At 66.5% G+C, this 19750-nt stretch carries 17 protein-coding genes; 7 read left to right on the top strand and 10 right to left on the bottom strand.

Translation table 11 applies throughout. From position 1 onward, the window contains the following. Positions 1-212: 212 nt before the first annotated feature. The 3 genes from NU1_RS16300 (at position 213) to NU1_RS16305 (ending at position 2141) form a co-directional block, all read left to right on the top strand. The gene (locus NU1_RS16300; RefSeq protein WP_245720167.1) at positions 213-668 is read left to right on the top strand and encodes a DUF5753 domain-containing protein; all 456 of its coding nucleotides are present in this window, start codon (positions 213-215) and stop codon (positions 666-668) included. Beyond that, positions 661-873, top strand: coding sequence for a DUF397 domain-containing protein (locus NU1_RS40360; protein WP_084521486.1), 213 nt, complete (start codon positions 661-663; stop codon positions 871-873). The genes NU1_RS16300 and NU1_RS40360 overlap by 8 nt, the downstream gene beginning before the upstream one ends. A 485-nt stretch (positions 874-1358) precedes the next feature. Beyond that, complete coding sequence (locus tag NU1_RS16305) at positions 1359-2141, top strand: hypothetical protein (protein WP_157552390.1); 783 nt, start codon at positions 1359-1361, stop codon at positions 2139-2141. Positions 2142-2196: 55 nt separating this feature from the next. On the opposite strand, the gene NU1_RS16310 is transcribed toward NU1_RS16305, so the two are convergent. The 4 genes from NU1_RS16310 to NU1_RS16325 are packed head-to-tail and all read right to left on the bottom strand — an operon-like array spanning position 2197 to position 6595. Next, positions 2197-2781 carry a YdcF family protein gene (locus NU1_RS16310; RefSeq protein WP_157552392.1) on the bottom strand — a complete coding sequence of 195 codons (585 nt, stop codon included), beginning with the start codon at positions 2779-2781 and terminating at the stop codon, positions 2197-2199. After that, a complete protein-coding gene (locus NU1_RS16315; RefSeq protein ID WP_157552394.1) occupies positions 2757-4253 on the bottom strand; it encodes a lipopolysaccharide biosynthesis protein in 1497 nt (498 codons plus the stop codon). The genes NU1_RS16310 and NU1_RS16315 overlap by 25 nt, the downstream gene beginning before the upstream one ends. Beyond that, on the bottom strand, positions 4250-5266 hold the full coding sequence (locus NU1_RS16320) for a glycosyltransferase family 2 protein (RefSeq protein ID WP_067522333.1): 1017 nt from the start codon (positions 5264-5266) through the stop codon (positions 4250-4252). The genes NU1_RS16315 and NU1_RS16320 overlap by 4 nt, the downstream gene beginning before the upstream one ends. A 15-nt stretch (positions 5267-5281) precedes the next feature. After that, complete coding sequence (locus NU1_RS16325) at positions 5282-6595, bottom strand: nucleotide sugar dehydrogenase (protein ID WP_067522602.1); 1314 nt, start codon at positions 6593-6595, stop codon at positions 5282-5284. Between the two features lie 243 nt (positions 6596-6838). Between NU1_RS16325 and NU1_RS16330 the strand changes: the two genes are divergently transcribed. The 4 genes from NU1_RS16330 to NU1_RS16345 are packed head-to-tail and all read left to right on the top strand — an operon-like array spanning position 6839 to position 11802. Further along, complete coding sequence (locus NU1_RS16330; RefSeq protein ID WP_067522335.1) at positions 6839-8212, top strand: phenylacetate--CoA ligase family protein; 1374 nt, start codon at positions 6839-6841, stop codon at positions 8210-8212. Continuing rightward, positions 8209-8796: an AMIN-like domain-containing (lipo)protein gene (locus NU1_RS16335; protein ID WP_157552395.1), complete on the top strand. Its 588-nt coding sequence runs from the start codon at positions 8209-8211 to the stop codon at positions 8794-8796. The genes NU1_RS16330 and NU1_RS16335 overlap by 4 nt, the downstream gene beginning before the upstream one ends. A gap of 55 nt (positions 8797-8851) precedes the next feature. Continuing rightward, positions 8852-10285, top strand: coding sequence for a P-loop NTPase family protein (locus tag NU1_RS16340; RefSeq protein ID WP_067522339.1), 1434 nt, complete (start codon positions 8852-8854; stop codon positions 10283-10285). Further along, the gene (locus NU1_RS16345; RefSeq protein ID WP_067522342.1) at positions 10282-11802 is read left to right on the top strand and encodes an O-antigen ligase family protein; all 1521 of its coding nucleotides are present in this window, start codon (positions 10282-10284) and stop codon (positions 11800-11802) included. Before NU1_RS16340 ends, NU1_RS16345 begins: the two co-directional genes overlap by 4 nt. Here the strand turns inward: NU1_RS16345 and NU1_RS16350 are convergent. The 6 genes from NU1_RS16350 to NU1_RS16375 are packed head-to-tail and all read right to left on the bottom strand — an operon-like array spanning position 11771 to position 19704. Further along, positions 11771-12982 (bottom strand): glycosyltransferase family 4 protein, encoded by a 1212-nt coding sequence (locus NU1_RS16350; RefSeq protein WP_067522344.1) that lies wholly within the window; start codon positions 12980-12982, stop codon positions 11771-11773. The two genes, NU1_RS16345 and NU1_RS16350, sit on opposite strands and share 32 nt — an antisense overlap. Further along, positions 12979-14112, bottom strand: a complete 1134-nt coding sequence (locus NU1_RS16355) for a glycosyltransferase (RefSeq protein ID WP_170264218.1) — start codon at positions 14110-14112, stop codon at positions 12979-12981. The genes NU1_RS16350 and NU1_RS16355 overlap by 4 nt, the downstream gene beginning before the upstream one ends. Beyond that, positions 14109-15140: a glycosyltransferase family 4 protein gene (locus NU1_RS16360; protein WP_067522345.1), complete on the bottom strand. Its 1032-nt coding sequence runs from the start codon at positions 15138-15140 to the stop codon at positions 14109-14111. The genes NU1_RS16355 and NU1_RS16360 overlap by 4 nt, the downstream gene beginning before the upstream one ends. Positions 15141-15184: 44 nt before the next feature. Continuing rightward, positions 15185-16591, bottom strand: coding sequence for a Wzz/FepE/Etk N-terminal domain-containing protein (locus NU1_RS16365; RefSeq protein WP_084521487.1), 1407 nt, complete (start codon positions 16589-16591; stop codon positions 15185-15187). Next, positions 16588-18324, bottom strand: a complete 1737-nt coding sequence (locus tag NU1_RS16370; protein ID WP_084521488.1) for an oligosaccharide flippase family protein — start codon at positions 18322-18324, stop codon at positions 16588-16590. Before NU1_RS16370 ends, NU1_RS16365 begins: the two co-directional genes overlap by 4 nt. Before the next feature lie 12 nt (positions 18325-18336). Continuing rightward, positions 18337-19704, bottom strand: coding sequence for a polysaccharide pyruvyl transferase family protein (locus NU1_RS16375; RefSeq protein WP_067522349.1), 1368 nt, complete (start codon positions 19702-19704; stop codon positions 18337-18339). Positions 19705-19750: the final 46 nt, after the last annotated feature.

Consider the following 19750-nt stretch of genomic DNA (forward strand, 5'->3'; position numbering starts at 1 on the left):
GCAATGGATTCCACCCGACTACTACGACCGGCACCGCCGCCCCCGCACCAATCGCTTCCACCACCCGGGCGAATACCTCACTCCGGACGAGCCGCCGGGCTCGGCCTCGGATACGCCACTATGACGTGCCGTCTCCCTACTGGGGCCTGTGGCAAGACGGCGTCACCTCTCGGGCTGTCACGAAACCTCGTGCCGGCTGGTATGCGGTCCGGATGTTGGCGGACTGCTCGATCACGACATCAGCGAGTAGTCAGCGGCAGATCACTCGGCGCACCAAACCAGCGCGTGTCGACGGAGTGCTCGGCGAAACTGTGTTGCGCCGCATCATTGGTGGGCATTCGGTCATGGCGGCTCAGCTCAGGCATCTCGCCGACGCCAGCCCCCTTCCGAACATCACCCTGCGGATTCTGCCGCTCGCCGCTGGCTACCCGACCGGCGATCAGATCGACCCCTTCGTGGTCTTGCAATTCGGTCCAGACAGCCGCGGTGAACCCGTAGAGCCAACGATCGTCTACGCCGAGGGCTTCACCAGCGACATGTATTCCGAGGAACTCGGTACTGTCGAGCGGTATACACAGGCGTATCGGGACATCCAGCGCGCTTCGATGGACGAGACGGGCAGCAGAACACTCCTGCGGGAAACAGCGAGGGAGTACCAGCGTGAATGATGACTTGTCCCAGGTGAATTGGTTCAAGAGCAGCCGAAGCGGAGGCAGCAAGGAATGCGTTGAAGTCGCGTTCATCGATGGCGGCAGGGTCGGGGTTCGAGACTCCAAGAATCCGAGCGGCCCCGCCCTGGTGTTCGCCCCTGGCGAGTGGGATGCCTTCGCGGCGGGTGTCACGGAAGGCGAGTTCAACCGTCCTCAGGCGTAGAGGGACCTGGCATCGACGCGGATCGGACTGAGTGCGGCGCCCACCACCCGGTTGGATGCCACGCAAGTACGTATCTGAGACCGTGTCGCGCAACGTTTTTCGCAGTCCGGGATCGGCTCCGTAGTCCTCGCCGCCGGTACCCGACCGCGCCGTGGCGTCAGCGGCCGTGGCGTCGGTGATCATGTCCGCCGACAACGTGGCTGTGTAGCGAACCCAACGGGCGAAGCTCCGCTGGAGGGACTGTGGAACAGGTCACGAGCTGGTAGTCGTCGAGGTGGGCACGTTGGTGTTTTGCGGGCGAGGTGGAATGGCCAGTATCGGTCGAGGTCGCCGTTCGCGATGAGTTTGCGTACTAGACTCGCTGCTTCCGAAGCCGGTGTGATTTCCGTGAGAGTCGGGGGTTGTATGGCAGAAATGGGAGCGATGACGAGCGGAAGCTCGAGCACCCTCTCACGAAGCTGTCGTTCTTGGTGGGGGTTGTCGGCTTGGCATTCGCGCTGGCCATATATCTGATCCCGGAGGGCCACATCTGGCAGCGTCTCGCCGTGTCGGCATCTGTGGTCGGCCTAGCTGGGCTGTTGTACCTCGGTATCATCGCACTGCTGACGGCAGATCGCCGGGCCGCGCTCACAATTCTGCTTGCTTTCGCAACTTTCGGAGCCGCTACGTGGTACGGGGCGCTCGTTGTCGGAGAGCGCGATTCGACGATTGCGGAGCGGGACAGAACGATTGCCGACCGGGCGAAAGCCGATGAAGGGGCGACAGCGACCGCACCGCCGATCTCGTCAACCGAGCCGACGACATCTCCCGCTGCTACTCCTCCCGCCACGGCGACCGGTACCAGGTCCGTTGACCGTGAGCTGCCCGACTTCGGCATCGGCACCGATGCGATTCTTGCCGGAGGGACGGTGCGGGTCGAGCTTGACCATTACGGCGTTGACCTCGCTACATGGACGATGAACACCGATAACATGAGGAATGTTGTACATTTCACCACTCACGGAATCTCGCTGCTCGACGATGACACAACACGGATCGCTCTGTTGTCGTCGGGCGAATCGGCCTCCTTTCCCACCTGCCGCGCAATCGTGTCGGGCTGGACCAGCGAGCTGAGCTGGCAGCAGGTCGAGCGCGGCACTTTCGCCTGTTTGCGGACGCGCGATGGCCGACGGGGAATCATGCGCTTCAATGAGATTCCTGATCAGCGCGGTAGTCCCCCCGCAGTTGTCGTGGAGGGCCGCACCTGGAAGGAAGTCGTCGATCGATGAGCGCTGCCGCTCGATTGCCTGGCTGACCGACCCTCGACTCGACGGCGCGGTGGACTCAGCACCCGCGATCGACGAACGCCCGCACATAGCCTGCGGTTTGATAGACGTACGACCACACCCAGTAACCCGCCGGCAACTCTCCCTTGCTCGGCTTCATCACCAGGTCTCCGGCGAAGCAGCGCTCCAGGATGTAGCGCGCCCGCGACAGGTGCGGGCGCATGGTCACCACAATGACTGTCCGCCAGCCTCGTTCACTTGCCGCTCGGCGAAGCTCTCGCCCCTCACCGAGTGTCGTAGGCGGGTTCGGTGCGAAGCATTCGAGGGTGAAGCCCTGGTGCGGGGCGTGGCAGGGTTCGCGTATCTCGTCGATGTCAGTGTTGTCACCGTAGGGATTCGAGAACAGCACGTGTGGCGCGTAGCCCTGGCGGGCGAGTTCCAGCCCGTACAGGTAGCGGTCCACGCCCTGGCCGCCGAGGACGAGTATGGCGTCGGCGGGGCGCAGCGGATCGACCTGGGGTCGCACATAGACCGGGATGCCCGCACCGATGAGCGCAGCGACCGAGATGAGCGCCGTGCAGGCTGCGAGCACGCCGCGCCGCCGGGTGGCGCGGGCGATCACCTTCGACGGAGCGCAGACCACAGCGGCGCCGTCGTCGTCGGGGAAATCACCTGCAGCACAAGGACGAATATGCCGAGGAACCCTATGGTCTCCAGAGCCACCAGACCGAGGCCCGGGGCCACACCTTGATCACCCGCGTGCAGGACGCCGTGTTCGAGTAGCCCCACCACCACTGCGGCACAGAGACCTGCCAGCAGGGGTGGGATCAGGCAGCGTGTCAATTCACTACGGGACACCCCGACGACGCTACGCGCTAAAACCAGACCGGTCAGGCCAGTGAGGGCGGCCGACATCGACAGTGCCAGACCGACACCGAGCAGACCGTGCGGAATCAGGAGCAGGATGAGCGGTATCGCGGTCACCGCGCCGACCCCGGTCATCCAGTTGATGAGATGCGGTCGGCCCGCACCTTTCAATGCCTCGGCGCATACCGACATCAGCGCGAAGCCGAGACCCACCCCGGCCATGGCCTCGACCAGGACACCGGCTCCGCGCCACTGGTGTCCGAGCAGCAGCACCACCACCGGTTCGCCGATCACGGCGAGTAGGGCGGAGGCGGGGACGATCGCGAGCCACATCCAGCGCAGGGCGGTGAGGAAGCCGCGCCTGAACCGTTCCGGCTCACCCGAGATCTGAGAGAACGCCGGAAATAGGACGTACGAACAGATTTGGACAATCGCCATGACCGGTAGGAATGCCAGTCGGCGGCCATTGCGGTAGTTGCCCAGCGCCGAGGTCTGCAAGCGGTGACCGACGAGCGCGACTTCGGCGGTCTCGATCGCGCGATCCACGGTGCTCTCGATCAGCAGGGGGAAGGCGAAAACCGCGAGCTCGCGCCATAACCGGAACCGGAACCTGCCCCGCAGTGGCCGCCAGCCCGACAGCCACCAGGCCGCCACCGCCGAAAGCGTGACGGCGGCGTAGTAGCCGGCCACCATGGACCACACGCCGAATCCGGTGGCCGCCAAGGTTATCGACACGATCGCGAAGGACGCGGCATTCACCGGATCGACGATGATGCGGCGCTTGAACTGAAAGGCCCGCTGCATCATGGCATCGGGTACGGCCATGAGCGAGGTAAGCAGTACGGTGCCCGAGGACACCGCGGCGACCTGGCCGACCTGCGAGTTATTGAATACCGTGGAGAGTACCGGAGCGGTCACCAGCAGTAGTGCGGCCAGCAGCGCACCGGACACCAGGGTCGCCCAGAACACCGTCTCGGCCGCATCGGCGATATCGTCGCGCCGCTGAATGAGCGCATGGCTCAGTGAACTGTGCGAGAAGACGACGACGAAGGTGGTCAGCACCGTACCGGCGGCGAAGATACCGACCTCGCTGGGCGACAGGAGATGAGCCAGCACCAGGGTCTGCACCAGCGCGATGATCTGGACCGAGGCCACCCCCGCCGCTGACATGGCGGCGCCGCGTTTGAGGACCGCGAGCAGCCCGCCCGGGTGCGGGCCTGGTTGACTGCCCGAGTCCTCGCCGATCACCGTGTGACAGCCGAGACGATCCGGCCCGCCGCGTGCGCGATGCGCTCGGACACCCGCTGTTTGAGCGGATGGATGCGGCGCAGCAGGCCCGGAAAAGCAGTGACCGACACCATGATCGCGGCGGCCCGCAGCGTCCGGCGCTGCGCGAAGGCCGCCCGCGCCGAGCGTCGTGCGCCGGTATCGTCGCCCGCCAGCAGGGCGTGCTGCGCCCGCCTGAGCGCTACCCAGTAGCGGAAGGTCCGCAAGGTCCGGTCCAGCGCCGCCTGCGCCGCCGGATCCTCGGGTGCGGCCCAGGCGAATGACCGCTCCAGCTCGGCCATGAACGCCTCGACCTTCGCCGGATCGCGCGTCAGGGAGTCACCGCGCAGTCGGAAGCGCGCCAACCGCTGCGGCAGAATGCGAATGTCATAGGAACTCACCATCCGTATCCAGATGGCGACCGATTCGTGCAGCTCTTCCCCGCCACGGTCGTAACCGCCGACGACTTCCCAGGCTTCGCGGCGAATCGCCGCCGTGTAGTACGGCACCAGACCGCCGACGAGATCGGTCAGGGTCAGGCGCTGGGCCGGATTCGGCTTCCGTTTCGCATTGGTCGCCCGGTAGTACCCGACGGGCAGATCGGCACCGGAGTCATCGAATCGGACGGCGTCGCAGCCGACCGCGTCGATCTGCGGGTAGGCGTCGAGCACGCGCGCAATCGCCTCGCAGAAGGTCGGCATGACCTGATCGTCGCTGTCGAGCACCACGAAGTACCGACCGGTCGCACCGGCCGCCGCGGCCATGACTCCGCCGTCGTAGCCCTTGTTCTCCTGCCGTATCAGCCGGATTCGCTCGTCCTCGGCGTAGTCCTCGACGATCGCCGCGATCGCATCGGACATACCATTGTCGACGACCACCAGTTCCCAGTCCGGAATCGTCTGCGCGACAACCGAATCCATGGTGTCTCGCAGGTAGTCCTCGGTCCGGTAGGCGGTGGTGAGAAAACTGAACGTGGGAACCGTCGGTGCCCCCATGCGAACCCCCTTGCGCTACCAACCTATACCGACATACCCCGGACGCTGACGTCGTTGCGCGGCGCCGGGCAGCCGGACCAGATCGATGACGGTCCGGTCCGGCCCGATACCGTCGACGGCCGCCACCACGTCCGGTTCGGCGGTACCCGCGATGAATATCTCCCCGTGTGCCACAACCGTTTCGATATCGTCGGTCAGCAGCTCCCCGATATGCGGCAGACGCTCCTCGATAAAGGCGCGGTTGGCACCCATCAGCCGCGACAGCGCCACATTGGCGTCGTAGATCCGCACGTCGTACCCCTTGCCGATGAGCCGCTCCGCGAACTCCACCATGGGACTCTCCCGCAGATCGTCGGTGCCCGATTTGAACGACAGCCCGAAGATCCCGACCCGGCGACGCCCCTGCGCGATCACCAGTTCGACCGCGCGCCGCAACTGGGCCTCGTTGGAGGTCAGCACATTCTGCAGTACCGGCAGTTCGAGATCGTGCTGACGGGCGGTGTGGTTGAGGGCACGTACATCCTTCGGCAGGCAGGAGCCGCCGAACGCGAAACCCGGACGCAAATAGGCCGGACTGATATTCAGCTTGGTATCGGCCAGGAAAATATCCATGACCGCATGCGAATCGAGGCCGAGTTCCGCGCACAGTGCCCCGATTTCGTTGCCGAACGTAACCTTCAGCGCGTGAAAGCTGTTGTCGACGTATTTCGTCATCTCGGCCACCGCGATCGGCACCTGAAATCGTGGTCCGGGCAATCCGGCGTATAAACTCATGAGCGCGGCTCCGGACCGTTCGTCGGTCTCACCGACAACGGTTTTGGGCGGATTCTCGAAATCGCGCACACTGCTGCCCTCGCGCAGGAATTCCGGATTCACGCACACCCCGAAATCGCGGCCGGCCCGCTTCCCGGAGGCCCGTTCGAGAATCGGTATGAGGATGCCCGCACATGTTCCGGGCACCATCGTGCTGCGATAGGCCACCACATGCCAGGAGTCCTTCCCGGCGAGCGCGGCCCCGATCTCCGCACTCACGCGCTCGAGGTACGCCGTCGACAAACCTCCGCCGGGTGCCGAGGGCGTACCGACGCAGACAATCGAAATATCGGTCGCCAGAACCGCTTTCGTTACATCCTCGGTGACCGTCAGCCGCCCGGACGTCACCGCCTGCGCGATCAGCTCCCCGATGCGCTCCTCGACCACCGGCGTCCGACCCTGCCGGATGAAATCGGTCTTCTGCGGATTGACATCCACACCGATCACCGGATTGCCCCGGGCGGCCAGACAGGCCGCCGACACGCAGCCGACGTAGCCGAGCCCGAACACGCTCACCGCTGGTTCCCGGCCCCCGCGCCGGTCGCGTTCATCTACTGTTCGCCGGTCCAGATCGTCCACACCACACCCACCAAGTGATCGTAGAAACCGCTAATTAGCTTTATACCAATGTGTTCCGTGATTCGTTCGCGTTATCATCGTGCGGTGAAACACGCGACGGTTCCCGTGTACGTCGCGGTCGGGGGTGAAGGGTCAATTGCCGGAAACGCGCGCGGGAAACCGGCTGGGGGCTGCTGATCGATGACACTGTCGAGCGCGAGTCTGAGCATCAAGTATGGGCTTCGGCGCGCACATCCGCAGCGCATATGGCTGCGCCACAGGCTGGAGAGATTGGAGCGGGCCGAGCCCGAGCGGATCAAGAACTTCCAGGAGCGCCGCCTGCGCCATCTGGTTCGCGTCGCCGCGGCCCGGTCGCCGTTCTACCGCGCGTACTTTCGCGAGTCCGGGATAGCTCCGGCATCGATTCGCACCCTCGCCGATCTGTCCCGGCTGCCGCTCATCTCCCGGCACGAGTTGGCCGAACGTGGCGACGACTTCCGCACCCTCCCGCGCCGGCTGATGTGGTCGGTGCGCTCGAGCGGCACCTCCGGCGTACCGATCGAGTGCTACCGGACGATCACCTCCTCGGTATTCGAGCTCGCGGTGCTCGAGCATCAGTGGGGCTGGTTCGGGCTGCCGCCGAATTCCCGGCGAGTCGTCCTGCGCGGCAATACCTTCGCGACCGGACAGAACGGACGTCCGACCACGAGGGTGCGCGGTGCGCGGCAATTGCTCGTCTCGAGCTACTACCTCACACCCGACCGTCTCGATGCGATCGTCGACGACATCCGACACTTCTCCCCCGATGCCATCGAGGGCTGGCCGTCGAGTATCGCGCTGCTGGCCGCACTGCTGCGCGATCGCCGATTGCGGATTCCGGTCCGCGCGGTCATCACCTCCTCGGAGGTGATGACACCCGGTCAGCGCGCCCTCATCGAGGAGGTGTTCGGCGCACCGGTCGTCGATCATTACGGGCAGACCGAGCGGGTCGCCATGGCCGGTATCTGCGAGGCCGGTGGCTATCACATCTTCCCCGCGTACGGCATCGTCGAACTGCTGCCGGTCGCGGGCTCGAGCGAACGCTGGGAGATCGTCGGAACCTCGCTGCAGAACTGCGGTTTCCCGCTCTTTCGGTATCGCACCGGCGATGAGGTGGTACCCGCCGCGCCGGGACCGTGCCCCTGCGGCCGGACCACTCCACTGCTGGGGGTGGTCGACGGTCGGGTCGAGGACACCTTCACCGCCGCCGATGGCAGGCCGCTGCCACTGCCGTCGACGATTGTCGACGATCTCACCGGTCTGCGCGAGGCGCAGATCGCGCAAATGCGCCCGGGTGTCTTCGAATTGCGGGTGGTGCCGGGCAACGGATTCTCCGAGGCGCGCACCACCGCCCACGCACGGCGCAATCTCGCCCGGCAGTTCGGACCGGGCCAGGAACTCCGGCTGCGGGTATTCGAGCGGCTCCCGCGGCCACCGAGTGGGAAGCTGAAGACCGCCGTCGTCGAGCAGACGAAACCGGCGGAACCGTGGCGGCTGCGGCCGCCCACGATTCCGGTGGAGCGGCGGCAGCCGTGACGAGAGGGAAGGTCGCCATGCTCGACCGTCTTGCGCGATCGGCTGCGCTGGTGCTGGTTTCGCTACTTGCCACCGTGGTCGTCTCCGCCTGTGGCAGCGAGCCACCGACCCAGCTGACCACCCAGCTCACCACACCGCCGGTCGATCAGTACGCGGCGAAGGATCGAACCCCGGATCCGGGGGCGGTGGCCATCGGGTTGACGAATATCTCGCTGTCGCCCGGTGATTCGGCCGATCGTGTCACCTTCGAGTTCACCGGCGATGCCGTACCGGGCTGGGCGGTGCACTATGTGCGCGAGGCGGTGCAGAACGGCACGCACGCGGTATTCCCGGTCGCGGGCGAGACCATTATCGAGGTACTGATCCGCGAGGCCGCCAATCCGTTCGGATCCGGCGTACCACCGTATTCCGGCCCGGAAACACTCACCGACCCGGCGACGATTTCCATCGGTGAGGTGCGGTTCGCGAGTGAGGTGCGCGGTGTGACACAGGCGTTCATCGGTCTGCGGACCCCACAGCGCGGATTCCGGGTGACCGGACTGACCGATCCCGCGCGGGTGGTCGTGGAGGTCGATCACCGATGACACCGATGACCTGTCCGTCGACCGGATTCGAGTCGGCGCGAGCGACGGAGGTCCGTTGACGAACACCCTGACCGTTGTGGTCGACCGGATCTGGCAGCGCCGTTTACTGGTCGTGGCCGTCGCCCTGGTCGTCCTATTCGGCGCGTTCCTCACCGCGCAGGGTGAGAGCACGACGTACACGAGCCGAGTGCTGGTGTCGGCGGGTTCGACACGGCCGCCGACCCAGGACGCGATTCTGGCCCAGGGCTATACGTACTACCTCAATGATCCGACCTACCAGGCGAATTTGAAGCAGACACCGGGCTTCCCGACCGACATCTACGGATTCTCGGCCGAATTCGTCACGGGTAGCCCACTTTTCGTTGTCCAGGTCACCGCCGCCACGCCGGAGGCCGCCAAGGACGCGGCCCCCAAGGTCACCCAGGCCTACGTCGATGACGTCAATGACCGGCTCGATGCGAGCCGCAATGAGACCACCGCCGATATGACCGCGGCCATGATGAAGGTCTGGGGCGACCGGCTGGCCGAGGGCGATCCGAATGCGTTCAGCGCCCAGGTCCAACTTCAGCAACAGATCGACCACCTGAACTCCGACCAGTCCAACCGGCTCACGATTATGCAATCGAGTGTGGGGGCGACCGCGCAGAGTCCGGGCACCACCCGCGACCTCGCCACCGCGCTGGTCGGCGGCCTGCTGCTCGGGTGCGTGGTCGCACTGCTGGCGGGTGCGGCGACGCGGCGGCTGTACACCGATTACGACGTCGTGGAGAAGACCGGTGTGCGCACGTTCGACGTCATCCCCGCGGGTGGTACCCCGGCGCGCGACGCCCGCCGGGAGGTCACGCTGCGCCATCTCGCCAACCTGATTGCCCGGTCCAACACCGAACTCCCCACTTCCGTTGCGGTCGTTCCGGTTTCGGCGGGTGTGGGCGGTGATCGGATCGCGCGGGCGATTGCCGAACACCGCGCGGCGCAGGGCGCCAGAGCCATTCTCGTCAATGCCGATCTGCGCGGTGGTGACGGCTCGGGCCAGCCCGGCGTCGCCGAATATCTGCGCGGGCCGATCAGCGATGTCTGGGATCTGGCGACGAGTCGCGGTCCGGCCGGTTTCGCCGAAATCGCAACGGGGCAGGCCGGTTCGGACCCGTACCGGCTGTTCGATCGGGGCCGGGTCCGAGCCCTGATCGATGCCATCGGTGAGATTGCCGAATTGGCGATCATCCTGGTTCCGCCCATCAGCACCGCGCCGGAGTCGCAGATTGTCGCGGATCTCGCGGATTCGACCGTGCTGGTGATCGAACGGGGCCAGACCACCGCGCGGGATGTCCACGATGCGGTCCGCGCGGTGAACCAGGTCGGTGCGCAGGTACTCGGCGCGGTACTCGTCGACACCGCCGACCGGCGCGGGCCGCTACCGCGCTGGGCGCGGCGCTCGCGGCCGGACCCGGCCGCCACGGCGCCACTGCCCGAAGTCCGGACCGCCCCATGACCGTTCGAGCGCCGGGCGCCGACCGCCTCGGCCGGATCGTCGTGGTGGCGGTCGCCCTCGCCGTCGGGCTGGCCGCCATGATCATGGTGTCGGCGCGGGCTCCCGGTGGAGTCGGGACCGTCGCGGCGGCGGGTGCGGTCGCGACCGTCCTGGTCGTGATCGGGCTCAAGGATCCGCGCTGGGCCTTCGTCTTCCTGATTGTCGCGACCTTTCTGCGACCCGCGATTCCGAAGATCCTGCCGACCACCGACCCGTTCATTCTCGCCTTCGGCGGTTTGATCATTGCCACGATCATCTGGGTGCGTGGTCACCCGGAACGCCGGGTATCGCTCGGTGCGATCGAATGCGCCATGGCGCTGTATCTGCTGTGGAACCTGAACTCGATTCTGCAGCCGCACGAGTACCGGCCGATCCTGTATCCGCTGTCGGGCGAAGAGCTCAATCTGTGGCGGTACCTGATCATCGGCACCGTAATTCCCTTCGCCACCTACCTGATCTCGCGAATGATCTTCGGTACCCGCGCATCACTGCGCTACCTCATCACCACGCTGCTGGTGTGCAGTACCTACTCGGCGTGGGTCAGCATCATGCAGTTCCACGGGCCGCAGGCGCTGGTCTGGCCGAAATACATTGTCGCTGACCCGGCGTGGACCGATCGTGCGGTGGGGCTGCCGAATCAGCCGGAGGTCAATGGGCTCATCTTGATTGTCGGATACGTCCTGGCGCTGGTACTGATCGGCACCGAACGCCGCCCACGGTGGCAGCAGGTGGGGCTGGGCGTGATCGCGGCGGCGTGCGCGTACTCGGCCTATCTGACGTATACGCGCTCGATCTGGCTCGATTTCGCGGTGGTCGTCCTGCTGGGCATCGCGCTGGGCAGGGGCTACCGCACCGGATTCGTGATGACGGCGATCGGTGCGGTCGCGGCGATCGCGGTGAACTGGTCGGCGTTCATGAGCCCCGATCGATCGGCGGGCGGCGTCACCTCCACGAACGAGGTGTACGACCGTCTCAACGCCAATGCCACCGCCTTCTGGGCCTTCCTGGAAAAGCCTTGGAGTGGTTGGGGTTTGGGGCGCTTCGTCTCGGTCAATACCTATCATCACCGGCAGTGGTCGCCGGATACCCCCTGGTCGCGAGGTCTCGGAATTCCGGCACACGAAACCGAACTCGGCATTCTGGCCGAGCTGGGCATTATCGGACTGCTGCTGTGGCTGACCGTCTTGATCCTGCTCGCCCGCCGTCTGATCATCGCTTTCGTGCGGCTGCCCGCCGATGGCATCATGGGCCGTCCGATCGCCTTCATTGCCGGGACCGCGTTCCTATCCCTGGTGCTGGGCGGTGTTTTCGTGGATCTGCGCCTGTTCGACTATCCGAGCACCATGGTGTTCGCACTGGTCGGCGCCGCGGTCGGCGCCGCCGACCGGCTGGGCGGACGCACGCCCGTCGATCCACTCGAACAGGGCAGGGCTCATCGGGCGGCGCTCAGGGCGCGGAAGGTGGAAACAGTCGCGTGAAGACCCGGTCGTAGAACGCCAGCAGGTTCTTTCGCGAGGTGTCCCAGGACAATTCGCGCTCGACCCGGTCGCGGCCGAGCTCGCCCATCCGTTTGCGGCGGACCGGGTCATCGAGCAGTTCGCTGATGGCGACCGCGAACGCGGCGGTGTCGTTATCGGGTACGTATACGGCGGCCTCGCCCGCCGAGACCCGCGCTTCGATCAACTCGAACGACACCAGTGGCCGGGACATGGCCATGTATTCGACCACCTTGTTCATGGTCGATACGTCATTGAGCGGATTGTGCGGGTCCGGTGACAGGCAGATATCGGCGGTCGAGAGACATACCTGCACGAATTCATCGGGTACACGCCCGGTGAATTCGACCATGTCATCGAGTCCGAGTTCGGTCGACAGCGCGACCAGATCATCGAACGCATCGCCGGAACCCATGAAGATGACGTGCACATCGGTGCGCCCGAGCCGATCCCTCAGATGGGCGATGGCCCGCAGGGCGTAGTCCACGCCGTCCTGCGGTCCCATTACGCCGAGATACGCGGCCAGATAGGACTTTCCGCGTTTGAGGGCCGGATCTGGTTCACGCTGGACGAATTTGGCGAGGTCGGGTGCGCTCCGAACGACGGTGACTCGTTCCGGATCCATGCGGCCGCGTTCGACAGCGACCCGGCGGTAGCTCTCATTCGTGGAGATGACCGCGTCGGCGAGCGCGAAGGTGATGCGCTCCAACAGCATCGACGCGCGGTAGAGCAGCCCGCCGCCGCCCGGGAATCTGGAGTGGAACAGTTCGGGCACCAGATCGTGGTGGTCGAAGACGAAACGGGTACCGCCGACGCGCAATACGAGTGCGATCAGGAACAGCAGATCAGGCGGATTGCACGCGTGCACCACATGTACCGGTCCCTCGCGGCGCACGCGCACGGCCAAGCGCAGGGTGTGCCAGAGCGCGAGAGAGTACTCGCGCAGGTATCCGGCGGGGCCGCCGGTGGCGGCGCGTAGCCGATAGCGCAGGATCCGGACGCCGTCGACGGTGGCCTCGGCCTCACGATCCTGTTTGGTACCCATCGGGCAGATGACGGTGACCCGGTAGCCCGCGTCGACCAGGGCGCGGCTCTCCTGCCAGACCCTGCGGTCGAAGGGCACCGAGAGATTTTCCACGAGGATCAGAATGTGTCCACTCACCGAATCACGACCTCTTCCACGGCCCGCTCAGCGGCCGCAATGCTCGTTTTCAGACTGAAGTGCGTCTCGACGCGGGTGCGTGCCGCGGCACCCATTCGCCGGCGTAGCGGTGGATCCGAGAGCAGGGCGGTCAGCCGGTCCGCGAGCTGCTTCGGGTCACGGGGCGGCACCAGATAGCCCGTCTCACCGTCGAGAATCATTTCCGGTACGCCACCGACCGCGGTACAGACCGCCGGTCGGGCCGCGGCCATTGCCTCGAGGAGCGCCATGGGGAAGCACTCGACGCTGTAGGAACTCAGCACGACCACATCCATCGCGGACAGCAGCGCCGCGATATCCGGTCGGGAACCGGCGACGACGACGCGATCGGCCAGGCCCAACTCCCCCACCAGGGCTTCGATCTCGCCGCGCGCCGGGCCGTCGCCGACAATGAGGAACCTGGCCGAGGGCACCCTGTCGGCGACTCGGCGCGCCGCCCGCAGGAAGGTGGCGTGGTCCTTCTCCGGCCGCAGCGCGGCGACGATACCGACGACCAGGTCGGCGTCGCTGATACCGAGTTCCCGTGCGGCGGTGCGGTTGTCAGCGGCATCGAAGGCCGAGGGGTCGACGCCGTTGTAGATCACCTCGATCTTGGACTCGGGATAGCCGAGATCATCGGTGAGATACCGGATCTGGGCGCGGGCCACCCCGAAGTACGCCGTGGTGTACCGGTCGAGAATGCGGTCGACGATCGCGCGCACCCGGCCACGCGGTTCGACATCTCCGCAATTGTGTACCCAGACAATGGTATTCGGCACCCCCGCACACCAGGCGGCAATGCGTCCGAGCGCCTCGGCATTGTAGCCCCGAGTAATCACCACGTCGGGCCGTTCCAGCCGCATGACACGAATGAGCTCGCGCACCGCCGCTACCGCTCGGCGCTTCGTCCGATGCAGAGCCCGCGCGGGTACGCCCGCCGCGCCGAGTTGAGCGAACAGCTCGCCCTCCTCGCCGAGGCAGATCACCGACGGTTCGAACCGGGTGCGGTCGAGGTTCGGTAGCAGGGTCGTCACATGCCGTTCGGCCCCGCCGACGCGGAGATCGGGGACCACATACAGCACCCGAATGGGTTGGCGTGCGGGTGCGCTCATCGTGCGACCTCGCGGTAGATCCGATCGAACCGCCGCCACACCACATCGATATCGAATTCCGCGCGCACCCGCCGCAGGGCGGCCGTACCCAGTCGCTCACGTAGCTCGCTGTCGCGCACCGCACTGCCGAGCGCCACGGCCAGTGCCTCCACCGCACCGGGTGGCACCATGAGTCCGCACTGCTCGTCGATCAGGTCCGGAATGCCGCCGACCGGACAGGTCACCACACACAGTCCACGCGCCATGGCTTCCAGAATCGCCATTGGCTGACCTTCCCGGTGCGAAGGCAGCACCAGGATGTGCGACTGCTGCATCAGATCCGGGATCTGTTGTGGTGGGAGCCATCCGGTGATCTCGGCACTGGGTTCGATACCGAGATCGGCGACCATTTTGCGCGCGCGGTCGACCGCACCGTCGCCGGCGACGACCAGCCGCGCGTCCACCGCGCCCGCCGCCGTCACCATCATCCGCTGCCAGGCCGCGAGCAGGGTGAACGTACCCTTCCGCTCGCCGACCTCGCCGAGAAACAGCACCCGCACGGGGCCGTCGCGGTGCTGTCGCACCCGGCGCGCTGGCCGAACGGCGTTGGATACCACGGTGATCCGCGCACCCGGCGTAATGTCTCGCAGGGCCGTCGCCCACGACTCGCCCAGGGCGACCACGACCGCCGCGCCGCCGAGCGCGTCCCGAATGGCGGCCCGCAGCAGGCGCGGCGACCGGTCGTAGAACACACTGAAATCAGAGCCGTGTACATGCAGCACCACGGGAGTGCGCACGGCTCGGGCCATCAGCTCGAACAGATATTTCCGCGGGAAGCTGCCATACGAGGACAGGTGTATGTGCACGATCGATGGCCGCTCCACAACCAGCCGGTAGGTGTAGACGAACAGCGACCCGAAGTATGCGGCGAATTTGGTCGCGACCCCGCCGTCGCGGTGCGTCGCGACGTGCCGGATATCCCATTCCGTCCAGATCGGTGTCTCGCGCATTTCCCGCACGAAGGTGGCCACGCCGCCACGCGTCGACATACTCGTCGAAACCCACAGAGCCCGTTGCCTCGTCATGTGGGCGACTACTCCGGCCCGCGCGCGGAGGTGAATATCGGATCGCCAGCCGCCGGTGAGCTCGTCGGCACCCGCGCGGCCACCTCGGTGCTCGATCCGCCCTCCGCGTCGACCAGCACCGCACCGAGGACGGTCGCATCGACCGCCCGCAAGACGCGATGGGCTCGGCGCCCGTCACCGGCCTTCGTCGTCGCCTGGTCGAGGACCAGCACGGTCGATCCCGTTGTGGCCGCGATGACCTGGGTTTCGACGGCATCGAGTACCGGCGGCGCGATGACGACCACGAAGTCCGCGCGATCGTGTACTTGCCGCAGCAGGCGGGTGAACCGCTCGCGGGTAATCGCCGTGAACGGATCCTCTCCGGTACTGCCCGGAAGTATCTCCCGCAGATTCGGCAGTCGGGTAGCGGTCAACACCGAATCGATATCGGCGCGGCCCGAGAGCAGTTCACCGACGCCGGTGCCGTGTGGTCGACGCAGATCGGCGTGCACCAGAATTGTCCGGATACCCTGCCGGGCACGCTCTTCGGCGATCGCGCGCGCCACCATTTCGACGCCGCCTGTCACGCCCGGGGCGGTAATCGCCACGGCCGCCCGCTCCACGGGTACCGCCAGCCCGACGGCGGTCACCACCTGTTTGAGTGCCTTGTCCCGGGTGGCGGCGTCCTGGTTCGCGGCCCCCGGCACCACGGCGATCGCGGGCACACCGACCTTCGCCTCGATATCGTCGGCCGTGCGCAGGCGGCGCGACACCGCGCCGAGAACGAGGGCGGCGAGGGAGCCGAGCAGCAGTCCGATGACGCCGAAGGACAGCGCAGTGGGCCACCGCAGCGGCTCCTTGCGCACCACCTCGGAGTCGAGCTGCAGGTCGATGAGCTTATTGGAGGTATCGGCATTGAGCCGGTTGATCTGATCCTGCATCTGCGTCAATGACACATCACTGACCACGCCATTGGCCGCGCGAATATCGTCGAACGGTTTGCGTACCGCCGCGATCGCGGCATCCTGCGCGGCCCGCAGCCTGGCATTGATCTCGTCCTTGAAGGCGGTCCCGGCCGCTACCGCCGCCTCCTGGGCGACTTGCGCCGAACTCGCTGTCGCCTCGATATAGAGAATCGGGCTCGACGCCACGGTCCGGGCTTCGAGGACGACCTCGTTCGGAATATCCGACGACGCCTTCAATTTCGATTGGTAGGCCGGATCCTCGAAGTACTGCGAGTAGCCCACCGAGAGGACGGCGTCCTGATCTGGTGCGCGGTTCGGCGAACCGACCGTCATGACGACCCGGCTCGTGTAGGTCGGTTTCGCATCGAGTGTCGAGACAACCGCGAGCGCGAGCGCCAGGACGGTGACCGCGAGAACCAACCATTTGCGGCGCCAGATACGGTTGACGTGAACTCTTGTGCCGCTGTTCAATTCGTCTCCCTCGCAGGTCGGGACTCACTGTTGACAGATATCGCGCCCCGGGATGTGCTGTTACGCCGGACCCGATGGCCCAGCCGGACCGCCAGCCGAGCGAATCCGCGCACCACATCCGGTGCGAGGATCGCCAGGACCAGCAGGTAGATCACGACGAATACCAGGGCATCGAGCAGCAGCGCACCGATTCCGACCAGGATCGGCCGCGTATCCGCTTGCAGGACAAGGTGTTCGAGTGGCCACGTCGCGGCGAGCGCGAGTGCTGCCGCGGGCAGCGGCGGTGCGACCGCCCGCAGCAGCGCGACCGGCCGGACGCCGACGACCGAGCGCGCGAGCCCGGTGATGACCACCGCGACTATCAGGGCGGTCGCCGAGGTCGCGAGCCCGACACCGACCAGCCCGAAGAGCTTGATGCCGACCAGCAGCAGCCCGATCCCGAGGACCACCTCCAGAGCCGTCTGCCAGTTCAGCAGTCCGGTGCGGCCCGCGCCCTTGATGGCTTCCTCGCTGACACTCATCCAGGCCTTACCGAGACCCAGTCCCGCCATGGCGACCACCACGGCACCGGCCGCGCGCCAGCGATCACCGAAAACAATGACCACCGCCGGTTCGCCGAGCGCGATGATCAATCCGGTGAGCGCGGCCGCGCCCACGGTGGTGATTCGAATGGCACGCAGGTACGCCGCCCGCAGCCGTTCCCGATCCCCCTCCTCCGCTATCCGGGCAAACGCCGGAAATAGGGAGAACGCACCGACTTCGACAATGAATCGCACCGGAATCTGCGCGATCCGCTGGCCGTAGCGGTAGTGACCGAGCGCCGACGCGCTGAGTCCGCGACCGACCACCGCGGCCTCGGCCGTGGACTGCAATCGCGCGCCGAGCATGCCCAGCACCACCGGTGATCCGTACCGCGCCAGTTCCCGCCACAGCCGGAACGAGGCGCGCCCGCGGCCGGGTCGCCATCGGGCCAGCCACCACACGGTGACAACCCAGACGACGTAGGACACATAACTGCCGATGACCATGCTCCAGACACCGAAGCCCCGGGCGGCGAGTACCACCGACACCACGGCGAAGCTCACCGATACGGCCGGGCCGACAATAATCCGGCGCTTGACGCTGAAATCCCGCTGCAGCAGGGCTTCCGGCACATTGGTGAGCGCGAAGAGCAGCAGGAAGCCGGAGGTAGCCGCCGCGATCAGCCCAATTGTCCTGTTATCGAAGATCATTCCGATAATGGGCGCGGCGGCTAGCGCGCACACGGTCACCGCTGTCGCGTTCACGAACGAGGCACGGAAGACCGTTTCGGCGGCATCGGCCACCCGCTCCTTGCGCTGCACCAGCGCCGACCGCAGACCGCCCTCGACGAAGGTCGTCAAGAGCATGGTGAGGACGGTGCCCGCGGCGAACATGCCGACCTCGGCCGGACTCAGCAATCGAGCGAGTGCGATGGTCTGGCCGAACGATACGAGCTCGCTGAAGACGAGCGCGACCGCCGAGGCGGCCGCCACCCGGCCGACCCGCCGGGTCAGTGTCGATTCACCGCCCGACTCCGACGCGGACTCCGGGACCGGTTCGTGGCCCGGCGGCGGTGCCGATCCGCGGCCGAGCGACGATATGGGACCCACGGCATACATTTCCACCGTGGGCGCATCGGAAACGTGCCGCCGAATAATGTCGTAGGCGGGGACCGCTGCCCGGTCCGGCTCGTTTCCGTCATACCTGTGCATGCTCAGCCGTATCTACGCATGCGACCGTTCGAGGAGTTCGAATAGCCGCTCGAACGCCTCCCTGCTCGCGGCCGCCTGTTCGTCGGCCCGGACGCACAGCTCCTCGCGTACGGTTTCGGCCGCTTTCCAGGCCTCGCGAATGGCGATCGCGAGCTGTGCACCGAGTTCCGGATCGTCGAGATGGATCAGTCGCACCCCGCCCCCGAACATGTCATCGAGGCCGAGAAACTTGTCGTCGTAGTACTCGGTGGAGGTGAGGGCGACGACCGGAATGCCCTGGCTCAGCGCGAAGACCGCGAGATGGTAGGCGCCCGTGACGAGTACGCGGCATCGCCCAACCTGTTCGGCCACCTCGCGGGGACGCACGAATCTGCCGAGCGCCGCTACCGCGTTCGCACTGGCGCGCACCAGGGGCAGGGTGGTCGCTCGATCCGGCGACCCCGGCGTCTCCGCGATAATGAGCGGTACCGGTCGAGCACCGAATTCGACGGCGGCCCCGCGGACCGCCGCTCCGACGGATTCCTGTGCGCGTGCTGCCACCGGTGCGTACTCGGCGACCCGCAGACAGATCCCGATATCATTGCCGAGCCGGACATTTCGCACATGCTGTGCGAGTTCGATCGCATCATCGCCCGTGACCGTGACCGCGCTCGACGCGACGCCGAGGGAATCCAGCAGCCCGGGACCCCGCCGCCGTTCCCGCAGGGCGATCAGCGGTAGCCTGCCCAGCACTCGGGCGGCGCGCTCGCGCAGGTCCGGATCGCGCATCGGACCGATCCCCTGCCCGACCATGGCGGCGGGTATGCCTGCGGCACTGGCGTATTCGAGCAGATCGAGCACCCGACCGGCCTGCGGGAGGTCGGCGTCGGTGAGGTATCCACCACCGAGCGCGAGTACCAGTGAAGCCTCCCGCACGGCCCGTGCCGCGCCCGGATGTCGTTGCTCGATACGCGGAACCAGCTCGGTGGCCGGTTTCGCTCCGGTCGCGTCCGCCCGCTCAGCCGGAGGAGACCGGCGACCGCGCAGCCGATCTCTGACCCGAATCGCCCGGGCCAGCAGCCGAGACCGCGCCCGCAGCCACGCCACCGCGCCCGGTCCGACCAGGGCGGGCCCCAGGGCGGCGCACACCCGTTCCAGCGGCCCGGATCTGCCCCATGGATTCCTATCGCCGACGGTAATCCCGAGCGCGTCCGGAAAGTACGCGGCCACCAATGCGCGCGACTCGGTCATAATGCCGATCGTCGCCTGCGGCCAGCGTTCCCGCAGCCGTCGCACCGTCACCTCGAGCATGGCGAGATCGCCGTAATTGCGTAGCCAGTACTCACTGTTCTCGATGAGGATGCGGTGTTCCGCACCCCCGCACGGCAGACCGGTTCCCATCTCGACCTCCCCCGGTCATGCAACGGTCCCGCGTTTGCGACCCGCT

It is taken from the genome of Nocardia uniformis NBRC 13702 (assembly GCF_001613345.1).
Taxonomy (GTDB): Bacteria; Actinomycetota; Actinomycetes; order Mycobacteriales; family Mycobacteriaceae; genus Nocardia; species Nocardia uniformis.

Coding starts and splice junctions, on each gene's coding strand:
- NU1_RS16300 (WP_245720167.1), top strand. CDS start 213: ATGTTGGCGGACTGCTCGATCACGACATCAGCGAGTAGTCAGCGGCAG.
- NU1_RS16320 (WP_067522333.1), bottom strand. CDS start 5,266: ATGGGGGCACCGACGGTTCCCACGTTCAGTTTTCTCACCACCGCCTAC.
- NU1_RS16330 (WP_067522335.1), top strand. CDS start 6,839: ATGACACTGTCGAGCGCGAGTCTGAGCATCAAGTATGGGCTTCGGCGC.
- NU1_RS16345 (WP_067522342.1), top strand. CDS start 10,282: ATGACCGTTCGAGCGCCGGGCGCCGACCGCCTCGGCCGGATCGTCGTG.
- NU1_RS16355 (WP_170264218.1), bottom strand. CDS start 14,112: ATGAGCGCACCCGCACGCCAACCCATTCGGGTGCTGTATGTGGTCCCC.
- NU1_RS16360 (WP_067522345.1), bottom strand. CDS start 15,140: ATGTCGACGCGTGGCGGCGTGGCCACCTTCGTGCGGGAAATGCGCGAG.
- NU1_RS16370 (WP_084521488.1), bottom strand. CDS start 18,324: ATGCACAGGTATGACGGAAACGAGCCGGACCGGGCAGCGGTCCCCGCC.
- NU1_RS16375 (WP_067522349.1), bottom strand. CDS start 19,704: ATGGGAACCGGTCTGCCGTGCGGGGGTGCGGAACACCGCATCCTCATC.